A 12,287-nucleotide genomic window follows, 5' to 3' on the forward strand; every position below is an offset into this window, starting at 1 on the left:
CCCCTTTTTATTGTTCAAGAATTAAGCGTGTATGTTCTCTCTTAATACAACGATTCATCACGATATCATCGCAACCTCCAGCACGCAAGATTTCTTCCGCTTCTAGACTCTCAAGTCCTAGTTGCGCCCAGAAAATCTTAGCATCTGCCTTGAGAAAATCACGCGCCACATCAGGCAGAAACTCACTACGACGATAGACATTGACGATATCTACAGGGAAAGGAATCTCAGCTAGACTGGCATAAGCCTTTTCTCCCAAGATTTCCCCACCTGCAGCCTTAGGGTTTACTGGTATGATTTTATAGCCACGAGCCTGCATTTCCTTGGTCACTCGATTGCTCGTTGTTTCTTCACGATCAGACAAGCCTACTACTGCTAGAGTCTTACTGTTTGCCAGATACTGACGAATCACGCCATCACTTGGATTGATAAATTCTTGAGTCATAAAAATCCTCCTTTTTCATCAGTATAGCATATTTTGAAAGGGTTTGCAGAATTTTACTATAAAAACAAAAATCAAAAAATCCTCCCAAAATTAAACTATTTCATTTAATTTGAGGAGGATTCATAAAAATTTTATTTAAAGATTATTCTCTTGTTGGTTTATACTTAAGGCTTTCTCCATGTTGTTTGACAAAGTCACTCATCTCTGAGTCAGGAATTTGTCGAAGGTAGAGATTGGCACGAATCGTATCATCTTCTTCACGACAAGTAGAAAGAACAAGATATTTATCCTTAGCTGATACCTTAACATTTGGTTTCTTAACCTCTGCAGTATCATAAATAATATTTAGCTGTTTCTCAAAATCCGCATCATCATCAAAAGAAGTACGGTAAAAAGCTGTTTCTTCTGGAACAATAATCATAGCAACAGCTTCATAATAATACTTTCTCTCTGGAGTTTCAATGACAACATAAGGGTGTTCATCAAAATATTCCTGGCGACTGAAGTAATTCACATCTTTAAACATGCGGTGGTCAGGCACTTTACTACCACGAGCGTGACCAAATAACCAAGTCAATCGATCGCTAAAGTCCTTCTTGTTATCGGCGTCCATGAAGACTGCCCCCATTAAAGGCTCATTAACACCATCAAAGCGTTTATCCAAATAAGTCGCATTATCCGTTGTTTGAACAACTGGTTCATCCAACTGGGTTCCAGGAATATAGACATAGCCAACGGTTTCAGAGTTTGTTGCAAGCAAGCCTTTAAACTTATTAGCGAGGTATTCCTTTTCTTCTGCGCTAGCAGTATAGGCTTGTTTTGGAGCTTCCTGAGTAACCTTTGCATCATTTTGTTTATTCTCTGTCGGAGCCAGGAAGCTTTTATAGATAAAGAAGCCTCCCAAAGCAACGATAGCTACTGCAACGATTGAAGCAATTATTTTAGTAATTGGTGATTTCTTTGTCGTAGAACGTCTACTCATCTTTTCCTCCTCATTTTTTACCAAAAAAATCACTGAAACCAAGTTTCAGTGATTGGCTACTTTTTAAATAAAATTATTTAGCAGCGTGTGTTTTTGGAAGAGCTTTTTGACCTGCTTTAGCGTCTACACCAGCTTTTTTAGCTGCAGCGTCTGCTTTTTTAGCTTGGTCTGTAGCACCTGGTTTACCAGGTTCTGGTTTAGTTGCATCTTGATCAGCTGGTTTAGTTGCATCTTGATTAGATAGACCATGTTCTTTCAAGTAACGAGCATTTTTTTGCTCTGGAGTTTCATTCAAGATGTAGTAGTTGCCTTCTTCTTTCTTAGCTGTATTCCATTTCTTTTGTAGGCTTTGAATAGCTTCATTACGAACACGTGCAACTTCTGCATCATATTTAGATTGAGCTGTTGCTACTGCATCACGGTAAGGTTTCAACAACTCCTCACGGTTATGTGCAAAGTTTTCTGGTGCATTTTCTGCTGTTGCCAATGCTGCTTTAGCTGCATCCAATTCAGCTTTATTAGCATTGATATCTTCTGAGTGAGCTGCGATATATTCGTTAACTCGTTGTGCAGTTACAAATTCAGTTTGTGAATTGTAAGCATCACCTACTCCACCACCTGTTACTGGTTGGTCATATGCACCTGGAGTGTTAGCTCCACCGTTAATATCTGCAAAAACTGGAGCTACTGCAGAAAATACTGCAAGAGCTGCTACTGATGATAATAAAACTTTCTTCATGTTTTATCTCCTCTTTAATTTTAAAATTTAATTATAAGGATAATCCTTACTAACTCAAATTATATCACATATATTAGAGTTGTCAAGCTTTTTTTAAAATAAATTTATATTTTCTGGTAAAAAACAAGTAAAATTCATTCGAATTACAAAAATCAAATAAAATTCTTGAAATAATTGGTATAAAAACGTTTAAAATCCGAACAATATAGAGTTTTACGAGTGTTAGGTTCTGTATTTCTAAGAGTATATTTTATTTTTTCAGCTGTAATTTTAAATAGTCTTCTCGATACTAAACAATGGGGAAAGAGGACGTTTTTCGTGGATACGGATGATTGCATCGCCTAAAAGATGAGCGATAGAGATTTGCTCAATCTTATCAATCAAACGTTCCTCTGGTAGGTAGATAGTATCCAAAACAACCAATTTTTTAATGGCTGATTTCTGGATATTCTCCATTGCTGGACCAGAAAGAACTGGGTGCGTACAACTTGCGTAAACTTCAACAGCTCCTGCTTCTGCTAGAGCATCAGCCGCATGACAAATGGTTCCAGCTGTATCAATCATATCGTCAATCAAGATACAAGTCTTACCTTCTACCTTACCAATGATGTTCATCACTTCACTAGTATTCATCTTGTCTACACTACGACGCTTGTCGATAATGGCAATTGGAGTTTTCAAAAATTCTGCTAATTTACGAGCACGAGTCACCCCACCGTGGTCCGGGCTGACAACAACGTAGTCGGAACCAACCATGCCACGACGCTCAAAGTAATCCGCAATCAATGGAGCGCCCATCAAGTGATCCACCGGAATATCAAAGAAACCTTGAATCTGTGCAGCGTGCAAATCAATCGTCAACAAACGATCCACTCCAGCCACTTCTAGCATATTTGCCACAAGTTTTGAAGTGATTGGCTCACGCGCTCTCGCCTTTCTATCCTGACGTGCATAGCCATAGTAAGGCATAACAACGTTGACAGATTCTGCACTGGCGCGTTTCAAAGCATCTACCATAATCAAAATTTCTAGCAGATTGTCATTTACAGGTGAGCTAGTTGATTGTAGGATAAAGACGTGTTTCCCACGGATCGATTCTTCGATATTAACTTGAATTTCTCCATCTGAAAATTGACGTACAGTCGATTTTCCCAACTCTATCCCAATCTCTTGCGCCACACGCTCTGCCAATTCTCTATTTGAAGAAAGGGCAAACAGCTTTAAATCAGAAAAAGACATGATTTCCTCCAGTATTTATGTATCACTTGTGTTTTTTCACAACATTTTTCCAACTACCATTGTAGCGCTTTTTTCTTGATTTTTCAATAAAAAATAAGACAAGAATGGACATTTATCCCCTTGTCTTGTGCTCATTTATATTCCTTATATTCAAGCTGAAATGTGACAACTTAGACATTCTATCTCATAGGAAGATAGGAACTCACAAAGGAAAAGTTAGTATACCTCTCTCATACTGCCTGTATCCACATCATAAACAGCCCCTGAAATAACGACATCATCTGGAATCAATGGGCATTCTCGAAGTAACTGCATATCCTCACGAACACTATCCTCAACATCTTGAAAAGGGAGAAAATCTTGACCCGAGACATCAACCCCTAATTCAGTTTTTAAATGTTCTTGAAACTCTTCGTTTTGAAATGTCTGAGCACCACAGTCTGTATGATGAAGAACCACAATCTCTCTTGTTCCCATTTGTTGCTGAGAAATCACGAGTGAGCGAATCATATCGTCTGTCACTCGACCGCCCGCATTCCGTAAAATGTGAGCATCTCCAAGTGCTAACCCCAAAGCTTGTGCAACGTGCAGACGTGAGTCCATACAAGTCACAATGGCTACTCTTGTTTTCGGCTTGATTGGCAGATTTAACTGCCCATGCAGGGCAACATAAGCCTGGTTGGCTTGCATAAACTGTTCAAAATACGACACGATTTCCCCCTTCAAAAATTTGATAATCAAATATTTCTCCTATCTTATCATTTTTAAGAGTATTTGTCAGCTGTCAACCTTCATGTAAAAAAAAACTGGGACAGAGACATCCAGCATCTAGCTTGAGTTTCTGTCCTAGTCTTTATAGTTATGAACCTTTTTGAATATATTTGTCAAGGGAGCCTGCAAAGCTCTGAAGATTTAGACTTTGTACATAGACCTCACCGGTACCTCGGAAGGTGTTCACCACTCCTTCACCTGTACCGATAGACTGCCAGAAGCCATTTTCTAAGTGGATATTATAGTCTAAAGATTGACTCCAAGCTACCACATGGGCATTGTCGATCGTTATTTCTTGGTTTTGCAGCTCAATTTTCTTAATAGAACCAAAAGCATTGGCCAAAAGAGTTCCCTGACCTTGGGTAGTCATTACGAAAAGACCACCTTGACCTCCGAACAGAGCTTTTCCAATAGATTGACGTTCCATTGTATAGAAGGCTGTACCATCAAGAGCTAGAAAGGCCCCATCATTCAATCGATACTGCTTTTCACCTAGTTCAAGAGCAATCACTTGACCAGGAGTATCTGGTGCTAGAGCAAGGTTGGCGTTGTCAGACTCTGCAACTGCTTGAGTAATGAAGGTACTTTCTCCAGAGACCATCGAACGCCCTACGGCTTTGACAAAACGCCCCAAACCAGAACCGCTAGCATTGAGCTGGGTGTTTAGACTTACATTAGGTGTATGGTAGACCATGCTGCCACGCTGGATATAGACGGTTTCTCCTTGATTGAGTGACAACTCTACCAAAGGAAATTGCATTTGACTGTCCATAGAAAATTTCATCAGAAATTCCTCCTTGTTTTTAATAAATATTGGCTATAAAGTGTTTTGCAATCTAAAACTGAGTAAGACTATTAGGCAAATACTTTTTTCAAGACTTCTCCGATAGTCGTCACTCCAATCACCTGAATTTCCTTAGGTGGCTTAATACCTGTCAAGGAATTCTTAGGTACATAGATTTTTGTAAATCCAAGTTTAGCAGCTTCATTGATCCGTTGCTCAATACGATTCACGCGCCGAATTTCTCCAGTCAAACCTAATTCTCCTACAAAACATTCCTGAGGATTGGTTGGCTTGTCCTTATAGCTCGAAGCTATAGCAACCGCAACTGCCAAATCAATAGCAGGCTCATCCAATTTGACACCACCAGCAGATTTGAGATAGGCATCCTGATTTTGCAAGAGAAGCCCTGCACGTTTCTCCAAAACAGCCATAATCAGACTTGCACGATTGAAATCAAGGCCTGTTGTAGTCCGCTTGGCATTTCCAAACATAGTCGGTGTTACCAAGGCTTGAACCTCCGCAAGAATAGGACGCGTCCCTTCCATAGTCACCACGATGGACGAACCAGTTGCTCCATCTAAACGTTCTTCTAGGAAAACTTGACTCGGATTGAGAACCTCAACCAAGCCACCTGATTGCATCTCAAAGATTCCAATCTCGTTGGTCGAGCCAAAACGGTTTTTGACCGCCCTCAAGATACGGAAGGTATGGTGGCGTTCCCCTTCAAAGTAAAGCACCGTATCCACCATATGCTCCAACATCCGAGGCCCAGCCAAGGTTCCTTCCTTGGTCACATGCCCGACAATAAAGATAGCGATGTTATTGGTCTTGGCCAGCTGCATGAGCTCGGCCGTCACCTCACGTACCTGGGAAACAGAACCCTGAACTCCAGAAATCTCAGGAGACATGATGGTCTGGATAGAGTCAATAATGAGGAAGTCTGGCTGGATGCGCTCCACCTCTGTGCGAACACTCTGCATATTAGTCTCTGCGTAGAGATAAAACTCACTATCAATATCACCCAAGCGCTCTGCACGGAGTTTGATTTGCTGAGCAGACTCCTCCCCACTGACGTAGAGAACCGTCCCCACTTGAGACAACTGGGTTGAAACTTGTAAGAGCAGAGTTGATTTCCCAATCCCAGGATCTCCACCGATAAGGACAAGACTTCCTGGTACCACACCTCCACCAAGAACTCGGTTAAACTCCTCCATCTCTGTCTTGGTTCGATTGACATTGATGGAGGTCACTTCAGCCAGTTTCATGGGCTTGGTTTTCTCACCTGTCAAGGACACACGCGCATTCTTGACTTCTGCAACCTCGACCTCTTCTACAAAAGAAGACCAAGACCCACAGTTTGGACAACGTCCTAGATATTTAGGGGAATTATACCCACAATTTTGACATATAAATGTCGCTTTTTTCTTTGCGATGATTCTAATCCTTTCATTTCAAAATCTCTTATTAATTTTCCAAATCAGTAACTATTTCTTTTCAGAACAATCAGTCCACCATCATCCGCATGGACATAATACTTCCCGTCCGAACTAAATCCAAAAATATAGGGCAAATAACCTTTATAAATTTGAGTCCTAGTTTCTTTATTCTCTTCCCAATAAATGGTTAAAATCGGATATTCTTCAGATTGATCTTTAGCCATTGTCACTCGGATGTCTTTACCATTATACAAAGGAAGGCTTCCACCATATTGTCCAGCGATAGGGATAGGAGAGTCGTAACCATCACACATAGCTACTAACTCTATCTCATCGTAATCCCCATCTATTGGAGTGACTTGACCTTTTTCACTATCGATGATGGACATATATTCTGAAGAAATGCAAAGGATTTTTTGATAGTCTACTGGAAGAAAAGCCAAGTAAAGAAAACCTCCAATACTAATCTCAGACACCTTCTTATACCCTTGACAATTCTCTGCGGTAAAAGCTTGAAAATCCTTATAGCTCATTTCATTGTGCTTCTTTCTATATCTCTATCTCACACTCAATCACTTGGCAAAAATCAATCTTCTCGTCTGGTACAAATTGGCGCATGAGCATTCGATGGGTGACAACAACGACTGTCTGATAGTCTCGATACTTGCCCATAGATTCTAGAAACCGAGACCTCATTTCCTCAGCTGTCTCATATTGAATAGGACTATTAGGAGGTAAGGATCCATTATTTCCTAAAAACAGAGTACGAGCTTTTTCAAAATTCTCTACGCCACTTTCATAGACTTGCCATTCATGCAATAATGGCTCCACTCTCTCAAAGGAAGTCCAGTAGCACAAGCCACATAGATAGCAGTCTCTAAAGCTCTTGTGACTGCAGAAGAAACTAGTAGATCAGCTGAATGTAGCAAAAAGTTTTTGCTCAGTTCCTGAGCTTGCTGCCATCCCTTCTCAGATAAGGGCGCCAAATCCATCCCGAATCCAGTATAGGAACGCTCCTCTAACTCACGGTAATCTGGCTCTCCATGACGCACAAAAATAATCTTCATCTTAGTGCCCAGTTGATCCAAATCCACCAGTCCGCACGCCGTCTGCCTCGTCTCCATCTGCAATCAAGAAAGGAGCAAAGACAGCCTGAACCACACGTTCCCCAACTTCAAGAACAACTTCTTGATCTGTGATATTCTTCATCTGCGCAAAGATATGTCCCTCATTCCCTGGATTGCCATAATAGTCTCCGTCAATGACACCCACAGAGTTAATCAAGACCAAACCTTTTTTACGAGGATTTGATGAACGGTCATAAAGATAGAGCACTTCAGTCGGCTGCATATAAGCCTTAACACCCGTTGGAACGAGAACAATCTCTCCTGGAGCGATAACCGTACGAACCGCAACCTTTAAGTCGTATCCAGCTGCATGCGCTGTCTCACGTTTAGGTAACAAAGTTTCATCTGTAAAGCTAGAAACTAATTCAAAACCACGAATTTTCATATTATTCCTCTTTTTAATCTTTTATTCTAGGCTATTTTATCTTATTTATTCGAAAAAAGCACGAAAAATCTTCTATATAAAATAAAGAAAAGTGTCCTATCAAAAAGCAAACAATAAAATCATACAAAAAAATTTAAAGATGTTTCAAATGTCCCTTATTTTCCCTCTTATTAACAAACTCATTCCTATTTCGCCATACTTAAATTATTTTCTTTAAAGTACAAAAAAAGAGCACACAATTCACATCGCTTAGGGCTGCTGGATTCCTCCCCTGACCCGCTTCACGCAGAACTGTTGCTCCATTAGTTATTATACCACATTCCTCAAGATTTTAAAAGAGAAATTATTTTTTCCGTCGATTTCTGAAAAATTCCTGCATAATGCCTGCACATTCACTCTCTAAAATCCCTGTTTCAACCTCTACACGATGATTTAGGCGCTCATCTGTTAAGATATCGTAGAGGCTGCCAGCGGCGCCAAATTTCTGGTTTTTAGCTCCATAGACCACCTTTGGGATGCGAGCTAGCCCAATCGCCCCACTACACATAACGCAGGGCTCTATAGTCACAAAAAGTGTGCAATCCAACAAACGCCAGCTCTCTTCCCTTACATTAGCATTCTCTATGGCCATAATCTCCGCATGCATAACCGCACGTTGCAACTTCTCACGCGCATTATGCCCCCGACCAATGATTTCTCCATCCTTTACAATTACACAACCAATTGGAATTTCATCATGCTCTAAAGCAATCTCCGCCTCCTTTAAGGCCTCTCTCATAAAAACTTCTTTTTCTTCAACTGTATAATTCATAGCTTCTCTCTTTTCTCACCTATCAATTCTATCATTATAGCATGTTTTCCTAGACAAAAAAAGAGCTCTATAATATTTGCAGTAACTAACTTCAGATATTATTCAATCTCTGTTTGGTAGAAATAATGTTTTAAAAAGAGTATAATAGTAGCAAAATTGAGAGAAACATTAGAAATCATGAACTGAAAGTAATGGAGACAACTGATACGAAATGTCCAAATCTGTTGAAACATTTTTAACTATAAGTCTCCAAGAGATGATTATCCTGAGATTTAAATTACAAACAAGATGAAAGAGTAACTAATGCAATTAGAGTTTTTACAGGATGAACCAAAACTTATCTTGATGTCCCCTTACAAAGATACATTTAATAGAGTAGGAGGGCCATCCATAATATCTTTATCTGTTATGGTTCTCTGGATTCTAAAGCACCTGATGGCTTATAATACTGATTTTTCAGACAAGATTGTTATGGCGATAGTGCTAATTTATGCTCCCCTCCTTATATGGTTTATGGGGTATTATCTCTTCATAAATGGAGTAAAATTAGAAATTTATAAAAACAATATTGTTCAGTATTATACCTATAGCAGTAGAGGCCACAGCCTATTACATTATCAATTTGGACTTCAAGATATCGAACAAATAACCATTAAAAAGCGTCCTTTTAATTGCGTAAAGTTAAGCATAAAAATTAGAAATCCTATTTTTTTAGAAGGACATGAAAAAAAACTAAATAAGCTAGTCAGAGTCAGTATCATCACAGACAAACTAAAAGCAGATGCTTTTATGCACGAAATAAAGCAATTTCAAAGTGATAAATCAGATAATCAAGTAAGCTGATTCAGAAAAAATTCAAGTTTGTCTAACTTACAAATTCTCAAGAAAATAGTTCACTGAAGAGGCTGGGATCAGAAATCCCAACCTCATTTTTTCTTAGTTATGCACCTTTGATGTGATGGCAAATTGAACGATTTGTTGGTATTTGAGAATTCAAAAAGCTTCTTTTACCAAAACTTCTTTTCTCAATTCACAACTTTAACCAATTTACCCAAATGTTGAAAACTCGTAGATTTGGGGCTACCAAATCAAGACTTAATCTAGAGACTTAATGCCCACTGTTTTTTTCTTCATATGATACTTTCAAGAAGACACCCAGATAGGACTTAAAAAATGACAAAAAAAGCCACCGAATGCGGTGACTTTATAGGGAGATTATTATGAAAAAGAAAAGTTTAGGATATTTGTTACAACAAGTTAGGAGGTCTTCTTGTAACTATTTATAGTATAGCTGAACTATCTTAAACAAATCTTAAAAAATCTCTTATGACCAAACACTTTCTAAAATATTTGTTTGTTCACGACCAGGACCTACTGAGAAAGTAGAGATACGAACACCAACCAATTCGCTAACACGGCGAACATAGTTACGTGCATTTTCAGGAAGATCTTCCAAAGTACGTACTCCAGTGATATCTTCTGACCAACCTGGTAATTCTTCATAAATAGGTTTACAACGTTTCAATTGTTCAAGACTAGCTGGATAGTAGTCAATGCGCTGACCGTCAAGATCATAAGCAACACAGATTTTAACTGTATCCAAACCACTCAAAACATCGATAGAGTTCAAAGATAAATTTGTAATGCCAGAAACACGGCGACTATGACGCATAACTACTGAATCAAACCAACCTACACGACGTGGACGACCTGTTGTAGTACCATACTCATGACCTACTTCACGAATGCGTTCTCCCACTTCATCAAACAATTCAGTTGGGAATGGACCATCACCAACACGACTTGTATAAGCTTTACATACACCTACAACCTTGTCAATCTTGCTTGGACCAACACCAGAACCAATTGTCACACCACCAGCAACAGGGTTTGAAGAAGTAACAAACGGATAAGTTCCTTGGTCAATATCTAACATGACCCCTTGTGCACCTTCAAAAAGAACACGTTTGCCATTATCAAGTGCATCATTCAAGATAACAGAAGTATCTGTTACATATTGCTTGATTTGTTGGCCATACTCATAATATTCTTCAAAAATATCATCAAATGAAATAGGTTCGCTATCATACAATTTTACAAATTGACGATTTTTCTCAGCAAGATTGCGTTCTAAACGTTCACGGAAAATCTCTTTATCCAAAAGATCTGCAATACGGATTCCAACACGAGCAGCCTTATCCATATAAGCTGGTCCGATACCCTTGATAGTAGTACCAATTTTATTTTCACCCTTAGCTTCTTCTTGCAAACGGTCTAACTCGATGTGGTACGGCAAAATAACATGCGCACGATCAGAAATACGTAGATTATCTGTTGTAACACCTTCATCATGAAGATAGCTCAACTCTTTCACAAGTGACTTAGGATTTACAACCATCCCATTCCCAATGACAGAAATTTTTTCAGGGAAGAAAATTCCAGAAGGAATCAAGTGCAACTTAAATTTCTTTCCATCGATCACAATTGTGTGACCAGCATTATCGCCACCTTGGTAACGTGCAATCACTTCTGCATTAGCTGAAAGGAAGTCTGTAATCTTCCCTTTACCTTCATCACCCCACTGGGTACCTACAACAACAACTGAAGTCATAATCTTGTCTGAGCCCTTAGGCTCTTCCTTTCTCACATACATGGCAGGAATCTCACCTGCAATTATATCTTACAATTTATTATAATAAAGATTCTCAATTTTTTCAAGACCAAAGACCAGAAACATTAGGGAATTAGAGAAAATTAGAAAATTAATATAAAAAAAATATTGTAAATTTATATTATGAAAAGAAAAAACTATAAAATCGTTCGGAAATATGAAAATTATAAATTATACCCCAACACAGTCATTTGAAATCAATAGCTGTTCAATGTACAAACGGTAGCAAGCTCTATAGTGGTAAGAAAATAAAGGATGCATAATATCAAACTTGTACCGAACTAAATAATAGAGTAAAAATCGAAGATGAAAAACTTCCCATTCTAAATCATTATCTACTAAATAACTATATTCTTTTTCAATAACATCATAAAAATCAAGATATTGTTCATAAATCTGTTCAATCATTTTATTTGACTCCATTTCTATTGATAAAATGAGTATAACAAAAAAATAGAAGAACCTGGGAAGATACTTCTATCATGTACTATAATGAATATCTAAATAAATAACAGATAAAAAAATTAACAGTTCAGCACAACAATCCTACATTTCAAAACAAAATCTATAATTTCTGTAATGAAAGGAATGCATTGTAGGAATATGGTAGTCTACTTTATAATATCTGAACAATGATTACAACACCGCAAAATCTATTAAAGAATTACTTATAAGACCTATTAAAAAGACTTAAAATAAAACACTCAAATCTAACAAACTTATAAAAAATATTAAATATTAATAAAGAGCTAAATAAAAAAGGATCAAGATGACCCCTGAAAGATAAATAAAAAAACGTTCCTTAGAACGTCTACATACTCCGCCAGTAGGACTCGAACCTACGACATCATGATTAACAGTCATGCGCTACTACCAACTGAGCTATGGCGGATTAAA

The 12,287-nt window shown here is 38.4% G+C and carries 13 protein-coding genes, 1 tRNA gene, 1 other RNA gene and 1 pseudogene; 1 reads left to right on the forward strand and 15 read right to left on the reverse strand.

Annotation, left to right across the window (positions count from 1 at the left end; all coding sequences use genetic code 11):
• Nucleotides 1-7: 7 nt before the first annotated feature.
• The 12 genes and pseudogenes from SINDD18_RS07965 to tadA all read right to left on the reverse strand — a co-directional run bounded on the left by SINDD18_RS07965 (nt 8) and on the right by tadA (nt 8,719).
• Nucleotides 8-445, reverse strand: coding sequence for a CoA-binding protein (locus tag SINDD18_RS07965; RefSeq protein WP_061863752.1), 438 nt, complete (start codon nt 443-445; stop codon nt 8-10).
• Nucleotides 446-587: 142 nt separating this feature from the next.
• Nucleotides 588-1,427 (reverse strand): class B sortase, LPKTxAVK-specific, encoded by an 840-nt coding sequence (srtB, locus tag SINDD18_RS07970; RefSeq protein WP_061863753.1) that lies wholly within the window; start codon nt 1,425-1,427, stop codon nt 588-590.
• Nucleotides 1,428-1,500: 73 nt separating this feature from the next.
• Nucleotides 1,501-2,166 carry an amylase-binding adhesin AbpA gene (abpA, locus tag SINDD18_RS07975; RefSeq protein ID WP_061863754.1) on the reverse strand — a complete coding sequence of 222 codons (666 nt, stop codon included), beginning with the start codon at nt 2,164-2,166 and terminating at the stop codon, nt 1,501-1,503.
• Between the two features lie 270 nt (nt 2,167-2,436).
• Nucleotides 2,437-3,405: a ribose-phosphate diphosphokinase gene (locus SINDD18_RS07980; RefSeq protein WP_061863755.1), complete on the reverse strand. Its 969-nt coding sequence runs from the start codon at nt 3,403-3,405 to the stop codon at nt 2,437-2,439.
• Nucleotides 3,406-3,621: 216 nt separating this feature from the next.
• A complete protein-coding gene (locus SINDD18_RS07985) occupies nt 3,622-4,116 on the reverse strand; it encodes a beta-class carbonic anhydrase (protein WP_061863767.1) in 495 nt (164 codons plus the stop codon).
• A 148-nt stretch (nt 4,117-4,264) separates the two neighbouring features.
• Nucleotides 4,265-4,960: a TIGR00266 family protein gene (locus SINDD18_RS07990; RefSeq protein WP_061863756.1), complete on the reverse strand. Its 696-nt coding sequence runs from the start codon at nt 4,958-4,960 to the stop codon at nt 4,265-4,267.
• Between the two features lie 71 nt (nt 4,961-5,031).
• The gene (gene radA / locus SINDD18_RS07995) at nt 5,032-6,396 is read right to left on the reverse strand and encodes a DNA repair protein RadA (protein WP_193750845.1); all 1,365 of its coding nucleotides are present in this window, start codon (nt 6,394-6,396) and stop codon (nt 5,032-5,034) included.
• Nucleotides 6,397-6,437: 41 nt separating this feature from the next.
• Entirely contained in the window at nt 6,438-6,929 is a 492-nt protein-coding gene (locus SINDD18_RS08000; protein WP_061863758.1) for a hypothetical protein, read from the reverse strand.
• Between the two features lie 16 nt (nt 6,930-6,945).
• Nucleotides 6,946-7,463: pseudogene (locus SINDD18_RS08005) on the reverse strand (histidine phosphatase family protein).
• 1 nt (nt 7,464) lies between these two features.
• A complete protein-coding gene (locus tag SINDD18_RS08010) occupies nt 7,465-7,908 on the reverse strand; it encodes a dUTP diphosphatase (protein ID WP_044020006.1) in 444 nt (147 codons plus the stop codon).
• 213 nt (nt 7,909-8,121) lie between these two features.
• Nucleotides 8,122-8,219: signal recognition particle sRNA small type (gene ffs / locus SINDD18_RS08015), an RNA gene on the reverse strand.
• A 32-nt stretch (nt 8,220-8,251) separates the two neighbouring features.
• Complete coding sequence (tadA, locus tag SINDD18_RS08020; RefSeq protein ID WP_061863759.1) at nt 8,252-8,719, reverse strand: tRNA adenosine(34) deaminase TadA; 468 nt, start codon at nt 8,717-8,719, stop codon at nt 8,252-8,254.
• Between the two features lie 303 nt (nt 8,720-9,022).
• Here tadA and SINDD18_RS08025 point away from each other — a divergent pair, with 303 nt between their 5' ends.
• The gene (locus tag SINDD18_RS08025; RefSeq protein WP_061863760.1) at nt 9,023-9,562 is read left to right on the forward strand and encodes a hypothetical protein; all 540 of its coding nucleotides are present in this window, start codon (nt 9,023-9,025) and stop codon (nt 9,560-9,562) included.
• Nucleotides 9,563-10,043: 481 nt separating this feature from the next.
• On the opposite strand, the gene SINDD18_RS08030 is transcribed toward SINDD18_RS08025, so the two are convergent.
• The 3 genes from SINDD18_RS08030 to SINDD18_RS08040 all read right to left on the reverse strand — a co-directional run bounded on the left by SINDD18_RS08030 (nt 10,044) and on the right by SINDD18_RS08040 (nt 12,282).
• Nucleotides 10,044-11,330: an adenylosuccinate synthase gene (locus tag SINDD18_RS08030; RefSeq protein WP_025171244.1), complete on the reverse strand. Its 1,287-nt coding sequence runs from the start codon at nt 11,328-11,330 to the stop codon at nt 10,044-10,046.
• A gap of 231 nt (nt 11,331-11,561) precedes the next feature.
• Complete coding sequence (gene comW, locus SINDD18_RS08035; RefSeq protein ID WP_061863761.1) at nt 11,562-11,798, reverse strand: sigma(X)-activator ComW; 237 nt, start codon at nt 11,796-11,798, stop codon at nt 11,562-11,564.
• Between the two features lie 410 nt (nt 11,799-12,208).
• Nucleotides 12,209-12,282, reverse strand: a tRNA-Asn gene (locus SINDD18_RS08040).
• Between the last annotated feature and the right edge of the window lie 5 nt (nt 12,283-12,287).

It is taken from the genome of Streptococcus infantis (assembly GCF_001579645.1).
GTDB lineage: Bacteria > Bacillota > Bacilli > Lactobacillales > Streptococcaceae > Streptococcus > Streptococcus infantis_E.

Bases quoted from the DNA above. Each gene is read 5' to 3' on its own strand.
- SINDD18_RS07990 (WP_061863756.1), bottom strand. From the start codon at position 4,960: ATGAAATTTTCTATGGACAGTCAAATGCAATTTCCTTTGGTAGAGTTG.
- SINDD18_RS08000 (WP_061863758.1), bottom strand. From the start codon at position 6,929: ATGAGCTATAAGGATTTTCAAGCTTTTACCGCAGAGAATTGTCAAGGG.
- SINDD18_RS08010 (WP_044020006.1), bottom strand. From the start codon at position 7,908: ATGAAAATTCGTGGTTTTGAATTAGTTTCTAGCTTTACAGATGAAACT.
- comW (WP_061863761.1), bottom strand. From the start codon at position 11,798: ATGATTGAACAGATTTATGAACAATATCTTGATTTTTATGATGTTATT.
- srtB (WP_061863753.1), bottom strand. From the start codon at position 1,427: ATGAGTAGACGTTCTACGACAAAGAAATCACCAATTACTAAAATAATT.
- SINDD18_RS08030 (WP_025171244.1), bottom strand. From the start codon at position 11,330: ATGACTTCAGTTGTTGTTGTAGGTACCCAGTGGGGTGATGAAGGTAAA.
- SINDD18_RS08025 (WP_061863760.1), top strand. From the start codon at position 9,023: ATGCAATTAGAGTTTTTACAGGATGAACCAAAACTTATCTTGATGTCC.
- tadA (WP_061863759.1), bottom strand. From the start codon at position 8,719: ATGAATTATACAGTTGAAGAAAAAGAAGTTTTTATGAGAGAGGCCTTA.
- SINDD18_RS07980 (WP_061863755.1), bottom strand. From the start codon at position 3,405: ATGTCTTTTTCTGATTTAAAGCTGTTTGCCCTTTCTTCAAATAGAGAA.
- SINDD18_RS07965 (WP_061863752.1), bottom strand. From the start codon at position 445: ATGACTCAAGAATTTATCAATCCAAGTGATGGCGTGATTCGTCAGTAT.
- abpA (WP_061863754.1), bottom strand. From the start codon at position 2,166: ATGAAGAAAGTTTTATTATCATCAGTAGCAGCTCTTGCAGTATTTTCT.